Annotated in this window: 20 protein-coding genes and 1 tRNA gene; 11 read left to right on the top strand and 10 right to left on the bottom strand. The window is 59.5% G+C overall.

Annotated elements, in window-relative coordinates; all coding sequences use genetic code 11:
- Nucleotides 1–54 precede the first annotated feature (54 nt).
- Nucleotides 55–1,275, top strand: coding sequence for a polyhydroxyalkanoate depolymerase (locus ACL9RI_RS14905; protein WP_422727306.1), 1,221 nt, complete (start codon nucleotides 55–57; stop codon nucleotides 1,273–1,275).
- Nucleotides 1,276–1,339: 64 nt separating this feature from the next.
- Here the strand turns inward: ACL9RI_RS14905 and ACL9RI_RS14900 are convergent, their stop codons facing one another.
- Both ACL9RI_RS14900 and ACL9RI_RS14895 read right to left on the bottom strand, forming a co-directional pair.
- Complete coding sequence (locus ACL9RI_RS14900; protein ID WP_422727305.1) at nucleotides 1,340–2,023, bottom strand: DOPA 4,5-dioxygenase family protein; 684 nt, start codon at nucleotides 2,021–2,023, stop codon at nucleotides 1,340–1,342.
- A 129-nt stretch (nucleotides 2,024–2,152) separates the two neighbouring features.
- On the bottom strand, nucleotides 2,153–4,708 hold the full coding sequence (locus tag ACL9RI_RS14895) for a TonB-dependent receptor plug domain-containing protein (RefSeq protein ID WP_422727304.1): 2,556 nt from the start codon (nucleotides 4,706–4,708) through the stop codon (nucleotides 2,153–2,155).
- A gap of 250 nt (nucleotides 4,709–4,958) precedes the next feature.
- On the opposite strand from ACL9RI_RS14895, the gene rsxB reads away from it, so the two are divergent.
- The 7 genes from rsxB to ACL9RI_RS14860 all read left to right on the top strand — a co-directional run bounded on the left by rsxB (nucleotide 4,959) and on the right by ACL9RI_RS14860 (nucleotide 13,379).
- Nucleotides 4,959–5,693 (top strand): electron transport complex subunit RsxB, encoded by a 735-nt coding sequence (gene rsxB, locus ACL9RI_RS14890; protein WP_422727303.1) that lies wholly within the window; start codon nucleotides 4,959–4,961, stop codon nucleotides 5,691–5,693.
- Complete coding sequence (gene nth / locus ACL9RI_RS14885) at nucleotides 5,690–6,337, top strand: endonuclease III (RefSeq protein WP_422727302.1); 648 nt, start codon at nucleotides 5,690–5,692, stop codon at nucleotides 6,335–6,337. Before rsxB ends, nth begins: the two co-directional genes overlap by 4 nt.
- Nucleotides 6,338–6,691: 354 nt before the next feature.
- A complete protein-coding gene (locus tag ACL9RI_RS14880) occupies nucleotides 6,692–9,400 on the top strand; it encodes a class I adenylate-forming enzyme family protein (protein WP_422727301.1) in 2,709 nt (902 codons plus the stop codon).
- Between the two features lie 23 nt (nucleotides 9,401–9,423).
- Nucleotides 9,424–11,211, top strand: coding sequence for an AMP-binding protein (locus ACL9RI_RS14875; RefSeq protein WP_422727300.1), 1,788 nt, complete (start codon nucleotides 9,424–9,426; stop codon nucleotides 11,209–11,211).
- The gene (locus tag ACL9RI_RS14870; RefSeq protein WP_422727299.1) at nucleotides 11,211–12,104 is read left to right on the top strand and encodes a hypothetical protein; all 894 of its coding nucleotides are present in this window, start codon (nucleotides 11,211–11,213) and stop codon (nucleotides 12,102–12,104) included. Before ACL9RI_RS14875 ends, ACL9RI_RS14870 begins: the two co-directional genes overlap by 1 nt.
- A gap of 1 nt (nucleotide 12,105) precedes the next feature.
- Nucleotides 12,106–13,224, top strand: a complete 1,119-nt coding sequence (locus ACL9RI_RS14865) for an MBOAT family O-acyltransferase (protein WP_422727298.1) — start codon at nucleotides 12,106–12,108, stop codon at nucleotides 13,222–13,224.
- Nucleotides 13,225–13,238: 14 nt separating this feature from the next.
- Nucleotides 13,239–13,379, top strand: a complete 141-nt coding sequence (locus ACL9RI_RS14860; protein WP_422727297.1) for a hypothetical protein — start codon at nucleotides 13,239–13,241, stop codon at nucleotides 13,377–13,379.
- A 10-nt stretch (nucleotides 13,380–13,389) separates the two neighbouring features.
- On the opposite strand, the gene proB is transcribed toward ACL9RI_RS14860, so the two are convergent.
- The 4 genes from proB to rplU form a co-directional block, all read right to left on the bottom strand.
- Nucleotides 13,390–14,508, bottom strand: coding sequence for a glutamate 5-kinase (gene proB, locus ACL9RI_RS14855; protein WP_422727296.1), 1,119 nt, complete (start codon nucleotides 14,506–14,508; stop codon nucleotides 13,390–13,392).
- A gap of 361 nt (nucleotides 14,509–14,869) precedes the next feature.
- Nucleotides 14,870–15,979: a GTPase ObgE gene (obgE, locus tag ACL9RI_RS14850; protein WP_422727295.1), complete on the bottom strand. Its 1,110-nt coding sequence runs from the start codon at nucleotides 15,977–15,979 to the stop codon at nucleotides 14,870–14,872.
- A 109-nt stretch (nucleotides 15,980–16,088) separates the two neighbouring features.
- Nucleotides 16,089–16,361 carry a 50S ribosomal protein L27 gene (rpmA, locus tag ACL9RI_RS14845; protein WP_183680993.1) on the bottom strand — a complete coding sequence of 91 codons (273 nt, stop codon included), beginning with the start codon at nucleotides 16,359–16,361 and terminating at the stop codon, nucleotides 16,089–16,091.
- Between the two features lie 41 nt (nucleotides 16,362–16,402).
- Nucleotides 16,403–16,714, bottom strand: a complete 312-nt coding sequence (gene rplU, locus ACL9RI_RS14840; RefSeq protein WP_034754730.1) for a 50S ribosomal protein L21 — start codon at nucleotides 16,712–16,714, stop codon at nucleotides 16,403–16,405.
- 310 nt (nucleotides 16,715–17,024) lie between these two features.
- On the opposite strand from rplU, the gene ispB reads away from it, so the two are divergent.
- The gene (gene ispB, locus ACL9RI_RS14835) at nucleotides 17,025–18,014 is read left to right on the top strand and encodes an octaprenyl diphosphate synthase (protein WP_422727294.1); all 990 of its coding nucleotides are present in this window, start codon (nucleotides 17,025–17,027) and stop codon (nucleotides 18,012–18,014) included.
- A gap of 59 nt (nucleotides 18,015–18,073) precedes the next feature.
- Here the strand turns inward: ispB and arsH are convergent, their stop codons facing one another.
- Genes arsH through ACL9RI_RS14820 form a run of 3 tightly spaced genes read right to left on the bottom strand, consistent with a single transcriptional unit; the run spans nucleotide 18,074 to nucleotide 19,612 of the window.
- Complete coding sequence (gene arsH / locus ACL9RI_RS14830; RefSeq protein WP_422727557.1) at nucleotides 18,074–18,802, bottom strand: arsenical resistance protein ArsH; 729 nt, start codon at nucleotides 18,800–18,802, stop codon at nucleotides 18,074–18,076.
- Nucleotides 18,803–18,812: 10 nt separating this feature from the next.
- A complete protein-coding gene (gene arsC / locus ACL9RI_RS14825; protein ID WP_422727293.1) occupies nucleotides 18,813–19,235 on the bottom strand; it encodes an arsenate reductase (glutaredoxin) in 423 nt (140 codons plus the stop codon).
- Entirely contained in the window at nucleotides 19,235–19,612 is a 378-nt protein-coding gene (locus tag ACL9RI_RS14820) for an ArsR/SmtB family transcription factor (protein ID WP_422727292.1), read from the bottom strand. Before ACL9RI_RS14820 ends, arsC begins: the two co-directional genes overlap by 1 nt.
- 124 nt (nucleotides 19,613–19,736) lie before the next feature.
- Between ACL9RI_RS14820 and ACL9RI_RS14815 the strand changes: the two genes are divergently transcribed.
- Both ACL9RI_RS14815 and ACL9RI_RS14810 read left to right on the top strand, forming a co-directional pair.
- On the top strand, nucleotides 19,737–21,821 hold the full coding sequence (locus ACL9RI_RS14815) for an AsmA family protein (RefSeq protein ID WP_422727291.1): 2,085 nt from the start codon (nucleotides 19,737–19,739) through the stop codon (nucleotides 21,819–21,821).
- 77 nt (nucleotides 21,822–21,898) lie between these two features.
- A tRNA-Pro gene (locus ACL9RI_RS14810) sits at nucleotides 21,899–21,975 on the top strand.
- Between the two features lie 444 nt (nucleotides 21,976–22,419).
- On the opposite strand, the gene ACL9RI_RS14805 is transcribed toward ACL9RI_RS14810, so the two are convergent.
- Nucleotides 22,420–23,088: a C39 family peptidase gene (locus tag ACL9RI_RS14805; protein WP_422727290.1), complete on the bottom strand. Its 669-nt coding sequence runs from the start codon at nucleotides 23,086–23,088 to the stop codon at nucleotides 22,420–22,422.
- Nucleotides 23,089–23,399 lie beyond the last annotated feature (311 nt).

Below are 23,399 nucleotides of genomic sequence, written 5' to 3'. Positions count from 1 at the left end.
TGGATTATGATATTTGAGCCGATATTGGCGCTTGGAATTAAACAAGGACTCTATATGCTTTACCAACTGCACGAACTGCAACGCTCCTTCCTCACTCCGGTGATGCAATGGGCAGACATGTCCTCCAAGTTATTTACCAACCCGGTTTCCCCTCTGGCCCACACCCCGTTTTCGCAACGCATCGCAGCCGGTTACGAGCTGATGTACCGCCTTGGCAAAGACTATGAAAAACCGCAATTTGACATAAAATCCGTGCTCGTCAAGGGCGAGAGCGTCGACATCCTCGAACACGTTGTCGTGACCAAGCCGTTTTGCCGTTTGATCCATTTCAAGAAAGAAGCCGCTGGCTTGCAACAGCCTAAAGTGTTGCTGGTTGCTCCCCTGTCCGGTCACCACTCGACCCTGCTGCGCGATACTGTGCGCGGCTTGCTGGCCGAACACGATGTCTACATCACCGACTGGACCGATGCGCGCATGGTGCCGCTGACGCAAGGCCCGTTCCACCTGGACGATTACATTTACTATGTGCAAGAGTTCATCCGCCTGCTGGCGCCCGACCTGCATGTGATCTCTGTCTGCCAGCCCACCGTGCCGGTGCTGGCCGCCATTTCGCTGATGGCAACCGCCAAAGATCCGCACATGCCGAAGACCATGACGATGATGGGCGGCCCGATCGATCCACGCCGCTCGCCCACGCAAGTGAACAACCTGGCGACGGAAAAGAAATTCTCGTGGTTTGAAAACACCGTGATCTATGCCGTGCCGCCGAATTACCCGGGCTTTGGCCGCAAGGTCTATCCCGGCTTTTTGCAGCACGCCGGCTTCATCGCCATGAATCCTGGCCGCCACGCGCAAAGCCACCGCGAGTTCTATATGCACCTGGTGACGGGCGACGACGAGCCTGCGGAAGGCCATCGCCAGTTCTACAATGAGTACAACGCCGTGCTGGACATGCCGGCCGAGTACTACCTGGAAACGATTAAAACCGTGTTCCAGGAATTCAGCCTGCCGAAAGGCACCTGGAAAGTGGGCGGCCAGCTGGTGCGTCCGCAAGACATCACCAACGTGGCGCTGTTCACGGTCGAAGGCGAGCTGGACGATATTTCCGGCGCCGGCCAGACGCAGGCGGCCCATGATCTGTGCAGCAGCATTCCGGCGCACATGCAGCAAGACTTCGTGGCGCCGAAATGCGGCCACTACGGCATCTTTTCGGGCCGCCGCTGGCGTGAAATCATTTGCCCGAAAATCGGCGAATTCATCCAGAAGCATGCCTGATCAGCATTGCTGATAAAAAACGGCACGCCAGGCTTAGCTGGCGTGCCGTTTTTTTGTGCTCATCTTATGCGCGCGAGGTTTCGATCTTCACCGTCGGGTGCGTATTGACGTAGATCTGCTCGACCCGCGGTTCGCCCGGCCCCGGCTTCTTCATCGCATAGCCATTCACCGGTTGCGAACGGTTCACCCACAGGGCGTAATACAGGTGATCGGCGCGCGGATCATCGGTATTCGGATGGATCAGGATGGTCAGGCCCAGGCTGTTCAATTGCAGCCATGGCACGATCACGGGCAGCAAGTCATTGGTGAAACCAAAATAAAACGACGGCGTCACGTGCGGGCCCCGTGGCTCCAGATTCCAGTCGCCCAGTTCGACCGCAAAACGTTCGGCGGCCCATTTCCGTATCAGCGCTGCCTTCTGGTAATTGTCTTCGTCAAAATAAATGTGTGCGTGATAGCTCTCGATATCGGTATACGCGCGCGGTTTGGTGGGCAAGGTTTCTTCGCCGGGGCGCACGCTGACGGGGCGCGGCGTGGGCGCCGTATCCGTATGTTCGCCCCACGGGCTCTTGCCGGGCGCCGGTTTTACACGCGCCGGCTTGCTGTCCTGCGCCAGCGCCGTGCCCGCCAGGCCGGACGCAGCCAGGGCCGCCACCAGGCCGCCGCCGCGCAACACGCTGCGGCGTTGCGGCGATAAGAGATTGGCCCATTCCAGGTCGATGGCGTCGTGTTCTTGATGGTCAGACATGTGGTTTCCTTTATTCAAGTGAGTAGTAAGGAGTGCTCAAGGAAAAGTTCAGGGCCAGGCGCGTTGCCGAAGGCAGTACGAATGTACGGCGAGGCAATGCAACGACGCCATGGACTTTTTTGAACACTCCTAAAAACGGACGGTGGCGCGGGCGTAGTAATAGCCGCCCAGCACGCCCAATGGTCCCGAGTTGTCGTAGGCGCCCGTGTATTGCGCCAGGTTCGAGGCGCTGCGCGCTTCACGCGGCACCTGGCTCGGCTTCTGGTTGAAGACGTTGTTGGCACCCACGGTCACGTTGATGCGCTTGCTGATGTCGTAGCCCAGGCTCAAGTCCGTCACGAACGCCGCTTTCAGCTGGTAGTCGCCGCCCGTAATCGCATTCAGGCGTTTCAGCTTGCCGTAGCGCGTCTCGCGCACATTAAAAGTCCAGCCCGCCTTTTCATAGGCCAGCGTGACAATTTCCTTGTCCCTTGGTGCGCGGTACAGCAAGTCGTATTCGGCCGATTTGCTGAGCGTGCCGATATTGGGCAAGCCTTGCAGCACGGCCGGCAAGTCCGCCTTGCTCACCAGGCTCGTATGATTGAAATTGGCGGCCGCCGTCCAGCGCAGCTTGCCATCGGCCAGGCGCAGCACATCTTCCGCCGTCAGGTCGATGCCGCGCGTGCGCGTATCGCCCACATTCGTAAAATAATGCGCGACCAGGCCATTGCCGACCGTCAAGCCCGCCGAACGCAGCAGGTTTTCGATGGTAGCCGCCTGCGCCGCCGTCAGCGGCCGGCCGCTGCCATCGAGCGCCAGACCGGAACTGCGGTCGATACCGATATTGGACGATACGCCCAGGCGGTCGCTGACCTTGATCTGGTAAGCATCGACGGCAAAACGCAGGGTCGAGGTGGGATTAAAGGTCAGGCCAGCTGAAAAATTGCTCGATTTTTCCGGTTTTAACGGCTGTGCGCCCAGTGCCCTGGCGGCGGCCGAACTCGGTTGTGCCAGGGTATACGGCACGCCCGCATGGTCCGAGGTATTCGAATACGATTGCGTTACCAGGCTGGGCGCATGGAAACCATTGCTGAGCGTACCGCGCACGGCAAGCGCGGGATCGATGTCATAGCGCGCCGACAGGCGGCCCGTGCTCTTGCTGCCAAAGTCCGAGTATTTTTCTGCGCGCAAGGCGGTATCGACCAGCAATTGCGGCGTGATCTTCGCCCCCAGGCCGATATAGGCGGCATAGCTGTGGCGCGCCGTGTCCGAGGCATCGACCGGCAAATAGCCGGCCAGCGCCGAGGAGCCGCTGCCCTGGTAAGAAGCCGGTTCGCCAGGGCTGCGCTGCTGCGTTTCGTGCGAATATTCCAGGCCGATGCTCAGGTCGGCAGGCTCGGCCAGACCCAGGGCCACCGGACGGCGCACGTCGACATTGCTGGTCGAGCGGCTATAGCGCTGGTTGCCGATATAAAAACTGGTCTGGCCGCCCGGATAGGCCAGCGAGTAATTGGCCGAACTCTCCACCCCGACATCGATATCGTCGCGGCCATAGGTGGTGCTGAAATCCCAGGCCCAGCCCGCCACTTCGCCCTTGAGACCGCCCGTCAGCGAAAAATCGTCTTCGCTGGTGGTTTCATACGGTGTAAAACCGTCCGGATAGACGGACAGCAAGCCACGGTTGTTATTGAAAATGGTATTCGGCAGACGGAAATTCTGCGCCGAGCGGGCATTGCGGTGGGCATAGGTGCCGAAACCGTAGAGCTGCACTGCGTCCGACAGGTCATAGCCGAGATTGGCGCTGAGCGAGGCGGTGCTGCTTTGCGGCACGCCCGTATTGCGCCACGGGTTGCTGTTGCGGCTCGCTTCGGCCGGATTCGCCGAGGCGCCGGCCGGCAAGCTGTTGTTCGGTCCCAACTTCACTAATTGCCCATCGCTGTTGCGCACGGCGGGATACGACAGATACGCCGGATTCAAGCCGAAATTACGTACAGCAATACCCTGGCGCTGGTATTCGGCGCCAAAGTGGGCAAAGCCCCGCTCGCCCAAACGCGTGCCGCCATCCACGCGCGCATAGCCGTTGGCGCCATCGCCTGCATAGGTGGAGCCCGCTTGCGTGCTGGCCGTGAAACTGTCATCGGATTTCAGGATGATGTTGATCACGCCGGCAATCGCATCGGAGCCGTAAATGGCCGAGGCGCCATCGCGCAAGATTTCCACCCGCGCAATCGCGCCCGTCGGGATCAAGGCCAGGTCGGTGGCCACCGAACCGGGAAAACCGTCTTCATTGACGATGGCCGTGGTATGCCGGCGCTTGCCGTTGACCAGCACCAACGTGTGTGAAGGGTCGAGGTTGCGCAGCTGGCCGGCGCGCACGATGCTGCCCAGGTCGGGCTGTACCCTGGCCGGCAAATTAAACGAGGGCAAGGCCGAGTCCAGCGCATCGAGCAGGTTGAGCTTGCCTGTCGCCACCAGTTGCTGCGCGCTGATCACATCGATGGGCGCGGCGCTGTTATCGACGGTGCGGCCCGAACCACGGGCGCCGGTAACGATCACGGCATCGAGCGGGCTGGCAGCGGCCTCGGCAGTGACTTGGGCAAGAGCAATACCAGGCTGTGCCAGCAACAACACGGCCACTGACACCGCCTGCGCCAGCCGCCGTAAACGTGGTGCGGAGGAAGACACGGGATCAGACAATACTTGCATACAAACATCCTTTTCAATAGTCAACAAGACAATGTCTGCAGACTAAAGGATGGACAAACAAACAAGAACGAATGGTTTCGTATTAGGTTATTTCGTTTTGGCAAGACGCAACAGTTGGTGATAATTGGCTGATCATTGCGCGGCGAACGCGGGCGGCGTATTCCCCTGCATGTAACAGGTTTTTTACTTGTGTTTACATATATATCGCCCGAATGGCTGATAATGTCGTTTTAGCGTATTGAAGAAGACCGTGCCGCACCCAGCTCCCCCATCACTTGCCGACCAGATTGAAGACTTGCTGCCGCAAACGCAGTGCACCAAATGCGGATACAGCGGTTGCCGCCCGTATGCCGATGCAATCGCCGCAGGCAGCGCCGAGATCAACCAATGCCCGCCCGGCGGCGCGCATGGCGTGGTCCGCCTGGCCAGCCTGCTGGGCAAAAAAGTCATCCCTCTCAATCCGGTGCATGGCTATGAACGCCCGCGCTCGCTGGCCTACATCGATGAATCGCTGTGCATCGGCTGCACCCTGTGCATCCAGGCTTGCCCGGTTGACGCCATCGTTGGCGCGGCCAAGCAGATGCATACGGTGGTCAGTGAGCTGTGCACGGGCTGCGACCTGTGCGTGGCGCCCTGCCCCGTCGATTGCATCGTCATGTACCCGGTCAGCGGCGAGGCCACCGGCTGGGACGCCTGGAGCCAGGCCGAGGCCGACGATGCGCGCGCGCGCCACGACTTCCGCACGCAGCGCTTGCGCCGCGAAGCGGAGGAAAACGAAGCGCGCCTGGCCGCCAAGGCGGTCGCCAAACTGCAGGAAGTGACGCAGGAAGTCACTGTCACGCCCGAAGAAATCGCCGAAAAAGAACGCAAGCGCGCCATCATCGCCGCCGCCATGGAGCGCGCGCGCGCCAAGGCTGCCGCAGCCGCCAGCACGAACGACACGCCAGCCCCTAACGCCACAACAGCACCGAAAAAAGACGCATGAACGCCGCCAAACGACTGGAAATTTTCACGCGCTTCCGCGCTGCCAATCCTTCGCCCAAGACCGAACTCGAATACACCACGCCATTCGAACTGCTGATCGCCGTGCTGCTGTCGGCACAGGCAACCGACGTGTCCGTCAACAAGGCCACGCGGGTGTTGTATCCGGTGGCCAACACGCCGGCGAGCATCCTGGCGCTGGGCGTCGATGAACTGACGCAATACATCCGCACCATCGGCCTGTTCCGCACCAAGGCGAAGAACGTCATCGCCACCTGCCAGATCCTGCTCGAGCAGCATGGCGGCGAAGTGCCGCGCGACCGCGCCTCGCTGGAAGCCTTGCCCGGCGTGGGCCGCAAGACGGCCAACGTGGTCATGAACACGGCCTTCGGCGAACCGACCATGGCCGTCGACACGCACATCTTCCGCGTGTCGAACCGCACCGGCATCGCGCCAGGCAAGAATGTCGATATCGTCGAGCAAAAACTACTCAAGTTCGTGCCCAAGGAATTCCTGCACGACGCCCACCACTGGCTGATTCTGCACGGCCGCTACACCTGCATCGCCCGCAAACCCCAGTGCTGGAATTGCATGATCGCCGACCTGTGCGATTACAAGAGCAAATCACCAGTGCCGGCCAATGTATAAATTTATCTCTTCATCCAAAGTACAATATAGCCAAATATATATTATATTGAGGCAATGTATATTAACGTAGTGCATGTAAGCTTTTGTAATGTACGTCAACGTATTTACCTGTGATCACGTTTTTCGCACGAAGCGATATCAAACCCTGCGCAGCCAATTGAATGCTGCAATGCCGATCCGACAAAACAAGTTTTAATTAATATGCTGAAAAAAACACTGGATCTGCTGGGCTGTCCCACCTGTCGTATTCGCCTACAGCCGCACGGGGCTTCTGACAACGACAACCATTTCATGCATGGCTGGCTCGAATGCCCCCAATGCGCGGTGCAAGTGCCGGTAGTGCAGGGTTTTGCGATGTTCACTGAAGCGGCGCCGGCCGAGAATGCCGGCCCGACGCAAAAACTGGCCGCGCTGGACCGGCAATTAAGTCCATCGCACGATTACATTTCCTTTGTGCATCACCGCCATATCCGTCGCATTCCCGACCGCTATGCCGCATTTCAGCCATTCAATGAATCGACCCGCGCTTTTTATGCGCTACTCGACCTGATACGCGGCCAGCTGCAAGCGGGGGACGTGATCCTCGATACCTGGGGACGCACTGGCTGGAGCGGCGAAATGCTGGCGGCAGCGTTTCCCGAGCAACATGTCATTTCCATCTGGGAAGGTAACTTCGATGTACTCGCGTATGCCGGTTATGCGTATTGGCTGCCGGCCGCGCGGCGCGCTGCCAATCACGACATCGTGTTTGCCGCAGCGGGCGCCGGCCTGCCTTTCCTGGATCAGCAGTTTCATCTGATACATGGCCTCGATTCCCTGCACCGCTACGCGCCGCTGAGCTTTGCCGGCGACGTATTGCGCGTCGCGCGCGGCGATGCGGTGATCGTCTTTCCCCATGTGCATATGTCGAATAGCCAGCCGCAGCCGTTTTTCGAGCGCGGCGGCGCCATCGTACATGGCAGCGCCTATCAGCAGCGTTTCGAACGGGCGCAGGCGCGCCGCGAGCGCACGGTGATGGTGATGGCCGAAGTGCAACTATTCAATGCCGAGGGAACCCTGGATACCGATCCGGACACGCCCCATTACAACGGCGTGGTGGCGCTGCTGCCGCCGCAATGGCAAGGCGCGCCGCTGCGCAGCGCCAACCTGGACATTTGCCTGCCGCAATCGCGCGCCGCCACCAATGCCTTGCTGCGCATCGACAGCCTGGCTGGCAGCGCTGCGCCGGATGCCTCGGCACTGGGCGGCCTGATGGAAGAATTACTGCTACGCCACCCCTGTTATGCCGGGCGGCTGGCGCAGCTGGGACCGGTCACCTTGAATCCCTTGCAATTACAGTTGCTCTTCCAATTGGGGCAATTACGCACCCTGCAGGAAACGGCAAGGCAACTGGAGCTGCCATTCGATACGGTGGCACATGAGGCGGCGCAACTGGTGGACAAGGAGTTGCTGCAACTGGCGCCGCTCAGCGACGCCATGGTCAGGCTGCAATCGTATTATGCCGACCAGATCGTGCGCCCGCTGGCCAGCGAGGAAACTTTCGAGTACCTGTGGCAATTGCTGCCGGCACTGTACGGCGAACGGCCTCTGCTCTTGTCCGGCACCGATGGCAGCGCCTTCGGCTGGAACGAGGTGGAACTGCTGGTCGGCGCCTTGCAGCGCGGCTTGACCGCCAGCGGCGTCAAGCCCGGCGACCGGGTCGCGATGTTGTGCGGCCCCCATCCGGAAGCCATGTTGCTGAGCTGGGCAGTGTGGCGCAACGGCAGCGTACTGGTGCCGCTGCGCAAGGAACTGGCCGACGCCGGCGCCAGCCTGGAAACCCTGCTGCAGCATATTTCGCCCACGCTGCTGGTGCTGGACCGGCCGCGTGCGCCTGCCGCCAGCGTGGCGGCCTGTCCGGTGATCATGCTCGACGACGCTGGCGACGAAGCGGCACCGGCTGACGATGGCTGGCCGGTGCTGGGCGACTTGCTGGGCACATGGCTGGACTTGCCGGCCGCCGCGACAACTAGCGTGGCGCCAGACGACGCAGCAGTGATCCTGTTTACTTCTGGCAGCACGGGCCAGCCCAAGGGCGTGGTGCTGGACCAGCGCGCGCTCTTGCAGAGCGGCCAGCTGGCGGCCACCGAATTCGGCTGGCACGGCCAGGATGTCTTGTTGTCGCTGGGCGACAACCACACCATGAGCGGCTTGCGCAACCCTGCCGTGGCGGCGCTGTTCGCCGGCGCCACGGTCTATATTCCCGACGATGCCGAACGCCTGAATGTCGGCAAGACCTTGCAGGCGGTGGCCGAACATGGCGTCACCGTGCTCGCGACCGGCCCGGCCTGGCTATCCATGCTGGAGCTGCTGCCGCCGCACCTGACCCGGCACCCGGCCAGCTTGCGGCAAATCCTGTCGACCGGCGCACCGTTGCAATCGGCGCTGTACGCGGCGCTGGCCACGCGCATGCAAGTGGCCATCATCGATTATTACGGATTGACCGAAACCGGGGGCCTGTGCCTGGTGTTCGAGCATCAGGCCGGCGCCCTGCCAGCGCCAGGCCGGCCAGTGGGAGCCGTGTTGCAAATCTGCGATGAACACGGGACGCCCGTCGCAGCGGGCGTGGCCGGCGAATTGCGCGTGCACAGCAACCAGCTGATGTCCGGTTACTGGAACAATCCCGTGCATAGCGCAACCGTCAAGCGCGGCGGCTGGCTGTACACAGGCGACATTGCCAGCCACGACGGCGAGGGCCGCATCAAGCTGCTGGGCCGGCGCGACGATCAGTTGAAGAATGAATTCGGCGAGATCGTCCATCCATCGCACCTGGAGCGCGTCATGGCCAGCCATCCGCAAGTGCGCGAGGCTGCCATCGCGCAAGGGCCGCAAGGCCTGGTCGCCTTGCTGGTGACGCAAGACGGCTGCGACTTGCCTGATTTTGCCAGTGACTTTGTGGCTTTCTGCCGCAGCCAGCTGGCCGGGCAGTATGTGCCGCGCGAACTACGTCAACTGAGCGCACTGCCGTATACCCCCGCAGGAAAACTGAATCGCCAGGCGCTGGCGCAGTCGATTCCACAATAAAACCAGAACAATAGAGAGTCATCATGTTTCAAGCTCGTGCCAGCGCCGCCCAATTCCTGGTTGGCCCTAAAAACCTGTCCTATGCCGAACTGGAAGAAGCCATACTGCAAGTTGCCGCCCAGTTGATACAGCGCCAGCTGGCCGGCAAGCGCATCCTGTTCATGGTGCGCGACGACCATCCTTACGCTCCGCTGCTGTTGGGCTGCATGCGCGCCGGCGCCCTACCGATGCTGCTCGATCCGGGCACGCCGGCGCAGCAGGTGCGTGACATCCTGGCGCACAGCGGTGCCGACGGCGTGATCGCCGATGGCGATACGCTAGACCACTGGCTGGCGCAGGGCGTGAGCCTGCCGGCGCAGCAATTGCGGGTCCAGCCAGCCGCCGCCAAAGGCATGCTGCTGAACAAGCTGCTGGGACGCCGCACGCCGGTCGACCTGGACAACTGGCCAGGCTTGCTGTCGGGGCCAAAAGCGCCGCCGCTGCCGCCATTCAAGCAGGAGGGCATCGCCTACGTGGTGTTTACGTCCGGCAGCACGGCGCGGCCGAAAGGCGTACAGATGAGCTGGCCGGCGCTGCTGAGCCACCTCGATACGATCGCCACGCAATATCAGTTGCAAGACGATGCGCGCCTGATGAATCTGATGCCGCTGTCGCATGCGGATGGCCTGGTGCAAGGTTTGCTGCTCTGCTACCGGCGCGGCCTGACCCTGGTGCGTCCCGCACCGTTCAGCATCGTCGCCATCGAAAACATCCTGATCGCGCTGTACCGTGAGCGGGTCAGCCACCTGATCGTGGCGCCGACCACCCTGGCGCTGATCCAGCAATACGGCGCCCACCTGGCGGAAAATTTTGCCAGCGACAACTTCCGCTTTGCAATTTCCTGCAGCGCGCCCTTGAGCAGCGCCGTCTGGAGCGGCTTCAGCACCCGTTTTGGCGTGCCCGTCGTCAATACCTATGGTTTGAGCGAAACCGGTACCTGCGGCTTTTATGCCGGCCCCGACGCGGCCAGCCACAAAATCGGCAGTATTGGCATGCCGCGCGACATGATCGCGAAAATCCTGCGTGAAGACGGCAGCCTGGCCGGCAATGACGAAGCAGGCGAACTGTGTGTGCAAGGCATCAACCTGATGTCCGGCTACCTGGACGATCCTGCCGCCACGGCCAGGGCGCTACGCGACGGCTGGCTGCATACGGGCGACCAGGCCATCTGCGACAGCGATGGCGTGTACTGGATAACGGGCCGTATCAAGGACTTGATCATTTGCGGCGGCTACAATCTGTCGCCGGAAGCCATCAATGGCGTGCTGATGCAGCACCCTGCCGTGCTGGAAGCAGCCACGGTCAGCATGCCCGACGATATCTGGGGTGAAATTCCCGTCGCCTGCGTGGTGTTGCGTCCCGATCAGGACACCGATGTATCGCAATTGCTGGCGCATTGCGGCCAGTATCTGGGCACCCACGAATTACCGAAAAAAATACACTTCAGCAGTCAATTGCCACGCACGCCATCGGGCAAGGTGATCACGGCGCAATTGCAGCACGCACTGGCGCAGGGCAGCAAGACCGGCCATGCCACCGGCAATTTGCAAGAACAAATCTACACGCTGGCAGCACAGCTATTCAATTTGCCGCCAGCTCAGTTGAAGGACGATTCGGGCCCCGCCAATACCCCGGGCTGGGATTCGCTGGCGCACATCAATTTCGTAATCGGCCTGGAAACCATGTTCGATATCCGCTTAAAACCATCCGATGTGGTGCGCATGGAAAACATGGATGCGACGGTGCAATTGATTAAACGCCTGGTGCAGTGATGCGCCCCGTACCACCATTATGGGTCTGGCCACTGGGTACCGGGCTGGCGGCCGGCGTCGCCTTGCTAATGCTGTTATGGGTAAATCACGCCACGCGACCAGCAATAGAACCATCCGGCCGCGCCGCCGCCTATGCCCGGCAAGTCCTGGACCTGCCACGCGTGCCGGGCAACATACGTGTATTAGGCATGGGATCATCCTTATTGGTGGCAGCGACACCGCCACCTGCATATCAAACGGCATCCCATCTGCGCTGGAACCGCCTGAGCAATCCTGGCCTGGGCATGGATTTCCTTGGTCCCAGTCTGCCAGAGGTCGAGCAACATCCACCGGATATCCTGGTGATTGAAAAAAATCTACTGCTGGTCGATCCCCAGCATCAGATGATGGGCCGACTGCGCAGCAATGTTGCGCTGGGTCTCAAAAAAATCGCCGCTATCGCCATCCCCTCGTTGATCCAGAGCGAGCCCATGCTTGAAGTATTGCAACGGCAAGATGAAAAAATTTTCTGTGAGCAACTTCCAAAACAAAATAATGCCATTGATTTTAAAAACTATATACATTTTTTAAACATCATCTACAACAGCTTGCAAGTAGATCCCACCTTATCCTCAGCCTTGCAACGGCTATCGAAGCGCGGCGTCTCCATCGTGATTCTCGATATCCAACGCTCGATACCGGTCGAACGCCAGACCGCTGCAGCCAAGCAAGCCTGGTTTGCGCAACTACGGCAACTGCTGCCGCCTGGCGCCAGGCTCACTTATCTGACTTCCCCCTCTTATGACAGCGGCACACTATATTGTGACGGCAGCCATTTGAGCCCCGCCGGCAGCCGCCGCTTCATGGCATGGTGGACGCCAGAATTGCTGCAACTTCAGAAAGCGATGCACTGACATGGTATGGCTGGCAAATTTCGGCATGCTGTTCATTGTCGTCACGTGCGTGCTGTACTGGCTGCTACCGCAAGTGTGGCGGCCATGGCTGCTGACGGCTGGCGGATGCCTGCTCGTGGCGCACGATAGTTGGGCCAGCGTGCTGGTCTGGGCTGGCTTAATTGCCTGGCTGGCCTTGATTTGCGGCCCCAGCTGGCGCCGCCATGCACTGGTGCAAAAGATCGGTTTGACTGGCTTGCTGATTGCATTTGCCACATATCAATACGCCAAGGCGTGGCAGGGGGTACTTCCCTACCTGGGCTTTGCCTTCGCCATCTTGAAAGCCTGGCATTTGATCGCCGAACACGGCACGGGCGCCTACCGGCAGGGCCGCATGGCCGGTTCGCTGTCGTATCTGCTGTTTCCACCTACCTTGCTGGTAGGGCCGGTACAGCGTTATGACGCCTTTCGCATGGAGGCGCTGCGCGCGCGTTGGGATAGCCTGGCGACATCGCGTGCGCTGGAGCGTATCCTGTACGGCTATTGCAAGATCGTCTTGCTGGCGAACTATCTACTGGCCCATAAACTGCAAGGCCTGAGCGGCCTGACAGGCCATATCTGGCTCGATACTTACCTGGGCTTGCTGGCCTATGGCCTGGACTTGTATTGGCAATTTTCAGGTTATTGCGATATTGCTATCGGTTTCGCATTGCTACTGGGCATGCGGATACCGGAAAATTTCAACTTCCCGTTTTCGGCCCGCAGCTTGCCGGACTTTTGGCGCCGCTGGCATATCACCGTCTCGGAATGGTGCCGCGATTTTGTATTCCGGCCCATGTTTGCGCGCAGCCACAATTACCTGGCGGCCAGCCTGTGCGGCATGATGGTGCTGGGCCTGTGGCATGAACTGTCACCGCGCTACCTGGCCTGGGGCCTGTTCCATGGCGCTGGCCTGGGCGTGGTGCACTTGTGGTCGAAACACGCGCCCTGGGCGGAAAAGCTGCGCACATACAAGGCATGGCGCGTGGCCAGCTGGTTTTTGACGCTGCAATTCGTGATCCTCAGTTTTGCGCTGACTTCCAGTCCGACCATCGCCGAAGCGATGAGCAAACTGGCCATCCTGAGCGGCCTGCACTTTTAAAGAAAGGCAATGACATGTACACATTCCTGCTGCGCTGGCTGCCGGTACCACTGGCCAATCTGATCATGGCCTTGTGGTATGGCGGCTTGCTGATGATGCTGTGGCTAAAGCTACCCGACGCCCTGGGCGTCGGTTTCCGCTACGGCCAGATATAACAAGCGGCCATCACAGCAAGACCATATTATCGCGGTGTATCAGCTCGTGGCCTTCCATATAGCCGAGGATGGCTTCGATCTCGGCGGAAGGCTTGCGCATGATGCGGCGCGCTTCGCCGCTGGTGTAGTTGCACAAGCCACGCGCGACTGGCGTACCGTCACCATCGACGCAGGTGATGATGGCGCCACGGCCAAACTCGCCCTGCACCGCAGTCACACCAATCGGCAATAAAGACTTGCCTTCCTGGCGCAGCTTTTGCACGGCGCCCGCATCGAGCACCACCGCGCCTGCCGTATGCAGATGATCGGCCATCCATTGCTTGCGCGCCGTCAATTGTCCCGTTTGCGCACGCAGTTCCGTGCCGATCGCTTCGCCCTGGGCCAGGCGGCTCAGTACGTCGCTGTCGCGGCCCCATGCAATAATCGTATGCGCGCCCGACTTGGCGGCGCGCTTGGCGGCCAGGATCTTGGTCAGCATGCCGCCACGGCCCAGGCTGCTGCCGGCGCCGCCGGCCATCGCTTCGAGCGCCGGGTCGCCGGCAATGCCTTGCGTAATCAGGTAGGCGTTCGGGTCCTTGCGCGGGTCGGCCGAAAACAGGCCGTGCTGGTCCGTCAGGATCACCAGCGCATCGGCTTCGATCAAATTGGCCACCAGCGCACCCAGGGTATCGTTGTCGCCGAACTTGATTTCATCGGTAACGACCGTATCGTTTTCATTGATGATCGGCACCACGCCCAGGCGCAGCAAGGTGGTCAGGGTGGAGCGGGCGTTCAGGTAGCGTTCACGGTCGGCCAGGTCGGCGTGCGTCAGCAGCACTTGCGCCGTCCCCAGCTGGTGGGCACGGAAACTGCTTTCATAGATTTGCGCCAGCCCCATCTGGCCGACGGCGGCGCAAGCCTGCAATTCGTGGATATCGGTAGGGCGCTGCTCGAAACCGAGGCGCAGCATGCCCTCGGCGATCGCGCCGGAACTGACCAGCACGACTTGCTTGCCCAGCGCGCGCAAACCGGCGATTTGCGCCGCCCAGCGCGCAATCGCGGCATGGTCGAGGCCGCGGCCATCGTTGGTGACCAGCGAGGAGCCGACTTTGATGATGATACGGGTAGCGTTTTGAATCACGGAATCCATGGGGGCTCTTTATCTGTCAGCATGCAGTACACAGTAGTAGCAAGATTATGCCTGCCAACCACGCGATTGCACACATGAACCACACAAAACCCTGGGGCAAGCCGAAACTCGCGGCCGCCAGTATGCGGCCGGCTGGCTGCGCCAGGACCAATTTGCAGTGATATCGCCAAGGACGGGCGGTTTGCCCAGTCGTGTTGCGAACAGCGCCGGCAGCGCGATAGCGCTACCTGACACCGGGGGATGGCGTCGAAACGGCGGTAGCCGCTGACGCCAATGAGGAGATATATATGCCTGCTGCTACCGTAGCGATGCGCAGCAGGCGGACCGCGCACGGCCCACAGGCCGCCGCAGTCAGTCAGGCTTAGTCCAGGATTTTGAAACGCGGGTCATCCGGGTCGATCGACGAGATACCGCGTGCTTCTTCGGTCATCTGCGTTTCTTCGGCACGGCTTTCGCTGTGCTTCTTCTCTTCCAGATGCTGGTAAATCGCGTTGACCAGTTCCTGGCAACCGTTATGGTTCAGTGCGGAAATCTCGAATACAGGACCTTTCCAGGCGAAACGCTTGATGAAATCCTTGACGATTTTCACGCGGGTCTCGTCCGGCACCATGTCGAGCTTGTTCAACACCAGCCAGCGCGGCTTGTCGACCAGCGACTCGTCGTACTTTTTCAGTTCCTTGACCAGCGCCTTGGCTTCCTTGACCGGATCGACATTGGTTTCAAACGGCGCCAGGTCGACGATGTGCAACAGCAGACCGGTACGCTGCAAGTGGCGCAGGAATTGATGGCCCAGGCCCGCGCCTTCGGAAGCGCCTTCGATCAAGCCGGGAATATCGGCGATCACAAAGCTTTTCTCGTGCGACACGCGCACCACACCCAGGTTCGGGTGCAGGGTGGTAAATGGATAGTCGGCGATCTTCGGACGCGCGTTCGATACGGCCGAAATGAAGGTGGACTTGCCGGCATTCGGCATGCCCAGCAGGCCAACGTCGGCCAGCACTTTCAATTCCAGGCGCAGTTCGCGGCGTTCGCCTTCCTTGCCCTCGCCTTTTTGGCGTGGTGCGCGGTTGGTCGAAGACTTGAAGTGGATATTGCCCCAGCCGCCTTCACCGCCCTTGGCCAGCAATTCGATCTGGCCGTGCTCGGTCAGGTCGGCCAGGATTTCACCGCTGGCATTGTCGACGATCAAGGTGCCGACAGGCATGCGCAGGTGAATATCGTCAGCGCCCTTGCCGTAGCAGTCAGCGCCGCGGCCAGGCTCGCCATTCTTGGCCTTGTGCATTTTGGAAAAACGGAAGTCGACGAGCGTGTTGATATTGCGGTCGGCCACGGCCCAGATGGACCCGCCCTTACCGCCATCGCCGCCATCGGGACCGCCGAAAGGCCGGAATTTTTCACGGCAGAAAGATGCACAGCCGTTGCCGCCATCGCCCGCGATGACTTCGATTTTTGCTTCGTCGATAAACTTCATAATTTTGCCGCCATAAAACTAAAAAGGCTCTACCTTGGGCAGAGCCTTTCGATTGAAGGCTTGCGCCTTACATCATGCGATCACGGCAGGGCAAACGCCCCGCGATGAATTACGCTGGTACTGCTTCGTTTGGTACAACGGTCACGAATTGCTTCGAGCCAGCACCTTTGACAACGAACTTCACTTTGCCAGCGATCAACGCGAACAGAGTGTGGTCCTTGCCCGTGCCTACACCTTCGCCGGCGCGCACTGGGGTGCCGCGTTGACGAATGATGATGCCGCCTGCATTGATCGATTGACCGCCGTAGACTTTAACGCCCAGACGTTTTGATTCTGAATCACGGCCGTTTCGCGTTGTGCCGCCGCCTTTTTTATGTGCCATTTAAAACTCCTTGATAGCTGATTTAATTCAAACAGCGGCGATTAGCCGTTGATCGAAACGATTTGGATTTCGGTAAAATTCTGGCGATGGCCTTGATGCTTTTGGTAGTGCTTACGACGACGCATCTTGAAAATTTTGACCTTATCATGGCGACCATGCGCCACAACCGTAACCAGTACCGTTGCACCTTCGACCAATGGAGCACCAAATTTGATGCTGTCGCCCGCGCCGACGGCGAGAACTTGATCGATGGTGATTTCGGAACCAATGTCTGCCGGTATCTGTTCTACTTTAAGTTTTTCGCCAGCGACAACTTTGTATTGTTTGCCACCGGTTTTTATGACCGCGTACATGATTTGAAACCTCATCAAATGTTGAAAGAATTTGTCCCGCTACGATGTTCAGCAAGCCGTACACAACAGGGGGAACCTGCAATTATACATGGCCTGTGAAATTGCGTCAAAAACTATTCACAAATGCGGATGATCGTGGTATGTCGACAACCTGGACACGATGTCAGGCCTGCTTTTCCCCGCTTATTACTGACCGTGATGGGCAATACAATCAATTATTCAACACTCATAGCCAAACTATCGGCAAACGCCACGCAGGCGCAAGCCATGTCGTATAATCGCGGCACCCACAATCTATTGCAGGTTCGCCTTGTCTGACGCTAACAACCACGTTAACCAAAACACCATCGTGCAAACGATTGCCGCCGATATGGACGCAGTCAACACGGTGATCCGCCAAAAACTGCACTCCGAGGTGATCCTGATCAATCAGATCGCCGAGTACATCATCAGCGCAGGTGGCAAACGCATCCGTCCGGTGCTGATCTTGTTGGTGGCCAACGCCCACGCCTATCGCGGCACGGCGCACCACGAACTGGCTGCCGTGGTCGAATTCATCCACACTGCGACCCTGCTGCACGATGACGTGGTCGATGAATCGTCGATGCGCCGCGGCCGCCAGACAGCCAACGCCCTGTTCGGCAACGCCGCCTCGGTGCTGGTGGGCGACTTCCTGCATTCGCGCTCGTTCCAGCTGATGGTGGCGCTGGACAATATGCGCGTCATGCAAATCCTGTCGGACGCGACCAACGTGATCGCCGAAGGCGAAGTGCTGCAATTGCTGAATATGCACGATCCGGACGTGACGCAGGAAAGTTACCTGAAAGTCATCCGCTCGAAAACGGCCAAGCTGTTTGAAGCATCGGCACAGCTGGGCGCCCTGATTGCCGGCGTCAGCGAAGCCGATATCGAAGCGGCAGCCGAATACGGCCGCTCGCTGGGCACCGCCTTCCAGCTGATCGACGACGTGCTCGACTATGCAGGCGACGCCGCCGAGATCGGCAAGAACGTGGGCGACGACTTGCGCGAAGGCAAACCGACCCTGCCGCTGATCTGGCTGATGGAAAACGGCACGCCGGAACAGCGCGAACTGGTACGCAGCTGCATCGAGCAAGGCGACGAGCAGCATTTCGACGCCATCCTGTCGGCCGTCACCAGCAGCGGCGCCCTGGACTACACGCGCAAGGAAGCGGAAATCGCCGCCCAGCGCGCGGCCGACGCCATCGCCGGCTGGCCTGACAGCATCTACAAGCAATCCCTGCTGCAACTGTGCACCTTTGCCGTGGACCGCAATCACTGATCGCGTCGTACCGCATGCACAGCAGAACGGCGCCGATGGCGCCGTTTTTTATGGCGGACTTATGACCGCTCGTGCGCCATGGCCGCGCCCGCCAACTCACGCACGATAGCCGGCTCCGCTTCCAGCCGTTCGCTGTAGCGGCTGCCCAGATACTCGCGGCGGTCGCGCACCAGTAAGGTGAATTTATACAATTCCTCCATCACGTCCACCAGCCGCTCATAATACGGCGACGGCTTCATGCGGCCCGCATCGTCGAATTCTTGGTACGCCTTGGCGACCGATGACTGGTTCGGAATGGTCACCATGCGCATCCAGCGACCCAGTACGCGCAAGCCATTGACGGCGTTAAACGATTGCGAACCACCCGATACTTGCATCACGGCAAGGGTACGTCCCTGCGTGGGCCGCACGCTGCCCGTTTCCAGCGGTAACCAGTCGATCTGCGACTTGAACACCCCCGTCACCGCGCCATGGCGTTCAGGACTGCACCATACCTGCCCTTCCGACCACAGCGACAGTTCGCGCAATTCCTGCACCTTCGGATGCTCGGGCGGCACGCTGTCGACCATCGGCAAGCCAGCCGGATCGAATACGCGCGTGTCGGCACCGAAATGGCGCAGGATGCGTTCCGCTTCCAAGGTCAGCAGCTTGCTGTAGGAGCGCTCGCGCAGGGAACCGTACAAGAGCAAAATGCGCGGCGCGTGCGTGGAGTGCGTTACCGGCGCCAGCTTGTCCAGGCTGGGCAGGTCCAGGTGGGCGGCACTGATATTGGGCAACTCATTGGCCAAGTCGTCCATCTCAGGCCACCGGCTTGCCGTCGGCGCCCACCACGGCCTGGCCGTCTTCCTTGTTAAACGCGCCCTGCTGCGGCAGCGGCAGGATTTCCAGCACCTTTTCCGACGGGCGGCACAGGCGCACGCCCAGTTCCGTGACGACGATGGGGCGGTTGATCAGGATCGGATGGGCTTGCATGGCGTCCAGCAGGGCCGAGTCAGGCAAATCCGGATTGGCCAGGCCCAGTTCTTCGTACAGATTGCCCTTGTCGCGCATGACGGCGCGCACGGTCAGGCCGGCACGGTGAATCAAGTCCACCAGTTCTTCGCGTGAAGGTGGGTGCTTGACGTAATCGATGATGACGGGTTCCACCCCGGTGTTGCGGATCAGGGCCAGGGTGTTGCGCGACGTGCCGCAAGCGGTATTATGGTAAATCGTGATGCTCATCAAATATTCTCCTTCGATAAAGATTGTTCAGTGGGCGCAGTGACGCAGCACGGCGCGCCTGCGCAGCAGTTTTCCGTCAAAAAGGCCAGCAAGCCATTCATGCCCGCGTAATTGGCGGCGTAAATGATGGAGCGTCCGGCCTTGCTCGCCGTCACCAGGTCCGCATGCGCCAGTTCCTTCAGGTGAAACGACAGCGACGAGGGCGCAATTCCCAGCGCCTCGGCGATTTTGGTGGCCGCCATGCCCTCCGGTCCCGTCTGCACCAGCAGGCGGAAAACGGCCAGCCGCGATTCCTGGGCCAGCGCGGCCAGCGCCGCAATGGCAGCCGTGCTACTCAAGGGCAAGACCGGCATATTGAATGTGTTTAGGTTTTCCATATTTCAATAATAGTCGAATTATGGAATCAATGCCAGCTTCTATCTGTTCCTACGTAACCCAGCGCACCGACAGGCATGGAAGAATTGTCTATCTTGGCTAAAAACTCAAAACAATGGACATGCCATGACACGCACCAGACCGTTGAAAATCCTGGGCTGGGCAATCGCCGCCTTGCTGACCCTGATCGCCATCCTCGTCATCGTCATCGCGACCTTCGACTGGAACCGCGCCCGGCCCTATATCAACCGCAGCGTCTCGGACAGCACGGGGCGCGAGTTCGTCATCGGCGGGGATCTCAAGGTGGCATGGCACCAGGGCGCCGCCACGGAAACCGGCTGGCGCCGCTACGTGCCGCGCCCGACCATCACGGCGCAAGATGTGCGCATGGGCAATCCCGAATGGGTGACGGCAGGGCCTGATCTGGCCAGCGCGCGCCGCGTCGAGCTCTCCCTGCATCTGCTACCCCTGCTGCATCACCAGGTAGTGCTGACCGACCTGGCGCTGGAAGCGCCACAAATCGCCCTGCAGCGCCGCGCCGATGGCAGCAATAGCTGGACCTTGAAAGACAATGGCCCTTCGTCGTGGGACGTGGACATCGAACGCCTGGCCTTTGCCGATGGCACCATCCGCTATCTCGATGAAGCAATCGCGCTCGACCTGCGCGCCAAGGCCAGTTCTACAGTATCCGAGAACCAGAAGACTGCCGACGCAGCACGCCAAAAGTATGGCATCACATTTACTTTGGGCGGCAGCTACCGCAAGGCGCCCGTCACGGGCGGCGGCCAGGCAGGCGCCGTGCTGTCGCTGACGGACAACCACACAGTGTATCCGCTGCAAGCCCATGCCGTGCTGGGCAAGAACAAGGCCAGCGTCAACGGCACCCTGACCGACCCGCGCTCGCTGTCCGGCATCGACCTGAAGCTGAGCCTGGCTGGCGCCAGCATGGCTGACCTGTATCCGCTGACGGGCGTGCTGCTGCCCGAAACCCCGGCCTACGCCACCACCGGCCGCCTGCTGGGCAAGAAGGATGGCCAGCTGTGGACCTGGACCTACCAGAACTTCAAGGGCGCCCTGGGCGCCAGCGACCTGGCCGGCACCTTGCAATACCTGCCGCGCCAGCCCCGCCCGCTACTGCGCGGCGAAGTCCGTTCCGAACAGTTACGCCTGGAAGACCTGGGCCCCACCATCGGCGCAGAAAGCAATGCCAGCAAGCAAGCGCGCGGCAAGACGGCGAACCAGCCCGACAGCAAAGCCTTGCCGGTGGAACAGTTCAATACGGCGCATTGGGATGCGCTCGATGCAGACGTAAAATTTACGGGTAAAAAACTGGTGCGCACGCACGATATACCACTCGACAATATCGTTGCCAACATCCACATGAAAGACAAGGTGCTGAGCCTGACGCCCCTGAACTTCGGCATGGCGGGCGGCGAAATCACCACCAATATCACGCTCGACGGCCGCCAGAAAACCATCGCCGCGCAAGCCAAGGTGGCGGCGCGCCATCTGAAAGTGCGCGAACTGTTTCCCAAGCTGCAATCGATGCAAGCGAGCTTCGGCGAAGTGTATGGCGATGCGGCACTGACGGGTCACGGCAACTCCGTCTCGTCCATGCTGGCCACGGCCAATGGCGAACTGGCGGCTACCGTCAGCGAAGGCACGGTCAGCCAGTTCATGCTGGAACTGGCCGGCCTGAACCTGGCCAACGCCGTCTTTGTGAAGGTCTTCGGCGATAAACAAGTACAGCTGAACTGCATGGCCAGCGACTTCGCCGTCACCGATGGCCTGGCCCAGGTGCGCCGCTTCGTGCTCGACACGGACAGCGCGGTGGTCGACGTGACCGGCAACGTCAGCCTGGCGAAAGAAACCCTGGACCTCGACATCCGCCCGAAAACCAAGGGCGCCCGCATCATCTCGCTGCGCACCCCGCTGTACGCCAAAGGCACCTTCAAAAATCCCGACGTGGGTCCGCAAAAAGGCCCGCTGGCCCTGAAAGCGGGCGCCGCCATCGCCCTCGCCACCGTGGTGGCGCCCGTTGCAGCCCTGCTGCCACTGGTCAATATCGACAAAGCCCCCGACACCGACTGCGCCGCCATCATGGCGCAAGCTACGGCCACCCGCCAGCATCCCACCTCGCCGGCCACGAATGCGCCGGCAAAAAAGGTGAGCGAAGCGGAAATCAAGAAAGCGCAACAGGAAAAGAAATAACGCTGGCGAAAAAGAAACTGCTTGATACCGTCACTTGCAACCCGCCCCCGCATCTGCTGTAATTCAAGAACAACATGCGGGGTGTGGCTCAGCCTGGTAGAGCGCTGCGTTCGGGACGCAGAGGCCGGAGGTTCGAATCCTCTCACCCCGACCAGCCTTCATTTACACACCGCCGTTACATCTCTTTAAGCGCTCTTAATCAATCACATCAAGTATTGCCAAGAGCGCGCAAACATCGCTAGGGCACCCGCCCGCTCAGTCAGATTTGCCATGCCGACATGCGGCAATGCCTGCGTATCACGGCAATATGGCACTTCAAGCAGGCTGGGGGCATCGTCCGATAAAGTGCCGCCCCATAGGTCAAAGTAATACCATACGGTCGTCCACAAGGGAAAGTCGCCCGCCAAACCATTCCGCACCTACGATATCGGCAAAGCAAGCAGCAGCTATGGATGATTGTCCAGCAGAACCTGCGCAAACAAGTCAGGTAAGCCTTTTCTAACCGGACACAGAAAATGAACAAGCGGAACGAATATTTTGTTCCACAATCTCTTCTTCGTGCTTGAAGATTCGACGCAGAGCACATCAAGGTCCGACACTACAAATTTGTCGCATCCATTAATATCATGCCGCTTAAAACTCCTATTGGCATGCCAGCCCGCGACAATTGCAGACCAATTGGTGTTGCAATCAAATCGAGTTGTTGATATATCAACGATGCATCCTTGACTAGGCGTACACCGAACGGTGTCATCACTTGTACATACGGAAATGGATCAAAAACATAAAATCGATTAATCCACACCCCATCCTGAGTGGCCTTGGCATCCATCCCTGTCAGCACTACTGCGTGACCGGTCCATGGGCCATTCTGATAAGTTAGTACTACCGGGCGGTTGTGTTTTAACTGGTTATACAAGACGGTTGGAGCTGGCGAACCTGTCACATATTGACCAGAGATGATGATTTTCTTCCTGGATTCATCATCGAAGACGCCATTGGTTGCTGCAACCATGGCTACGGGATCAGCTGTCCCCTGTATCGGCGCACCTTTCACTCTCGTTACAATTGCATCCTGGGGAATTTTGACGCCCTGGAACGACAGGACCATTTCGGCGCTGGATGCCCAGCACCAGGTGGTGGTTCCCTGCTCGCGGTAGTGGTCCATGAATGCGGTCTTGGATATGCCGACATTCTGTGCGTAGGCAGATGTGGATACAAAGCCGAGTACAAAGCATACGCTTATACCTAATGTATGAACAAACATCTGTCACCTCCCGTTGTGCAGTCAATTTGGCTGGCGGCGAGATACTTGGCAAGTTGTCAGCGTAAGAGTAATCCTAGGCGATACCAATTAAAAAACACTCTTCAATTGTCACAGTTGACGTTATAAAAGTTCAAAAAGCGTATGACCCAACCTAATTTTTGATACAAGTTGAGATTTATTGAAAGAAAAATCACACTTTCAATCCTCTGATTTATAATAAATTCGCCACACGCTGAGGCTGGGAATCCGAAGCAAATTACATTCCGGATGCAGAGACTGAAGCTTACGCTCTCAAGCCGTCAACAGGTTCC

The sequence above is a fragment of the Janthinobacterium sp. Mn2066 genome, assembly GCF_049319705.1.
In the GTDB taxonomy this organism is placed as follows: domain Bacteria; phylum Pseudomonadota; class Gammaproteobacteria; order Burkholderiales; family Burkholderiaceae_D; genus Janthinobacterium.
The sequence above is the reverse complement of the archived record's forward strand: the minus strand, read 5'-3'. Positions and strand labels throughout refer to the sequence as shown.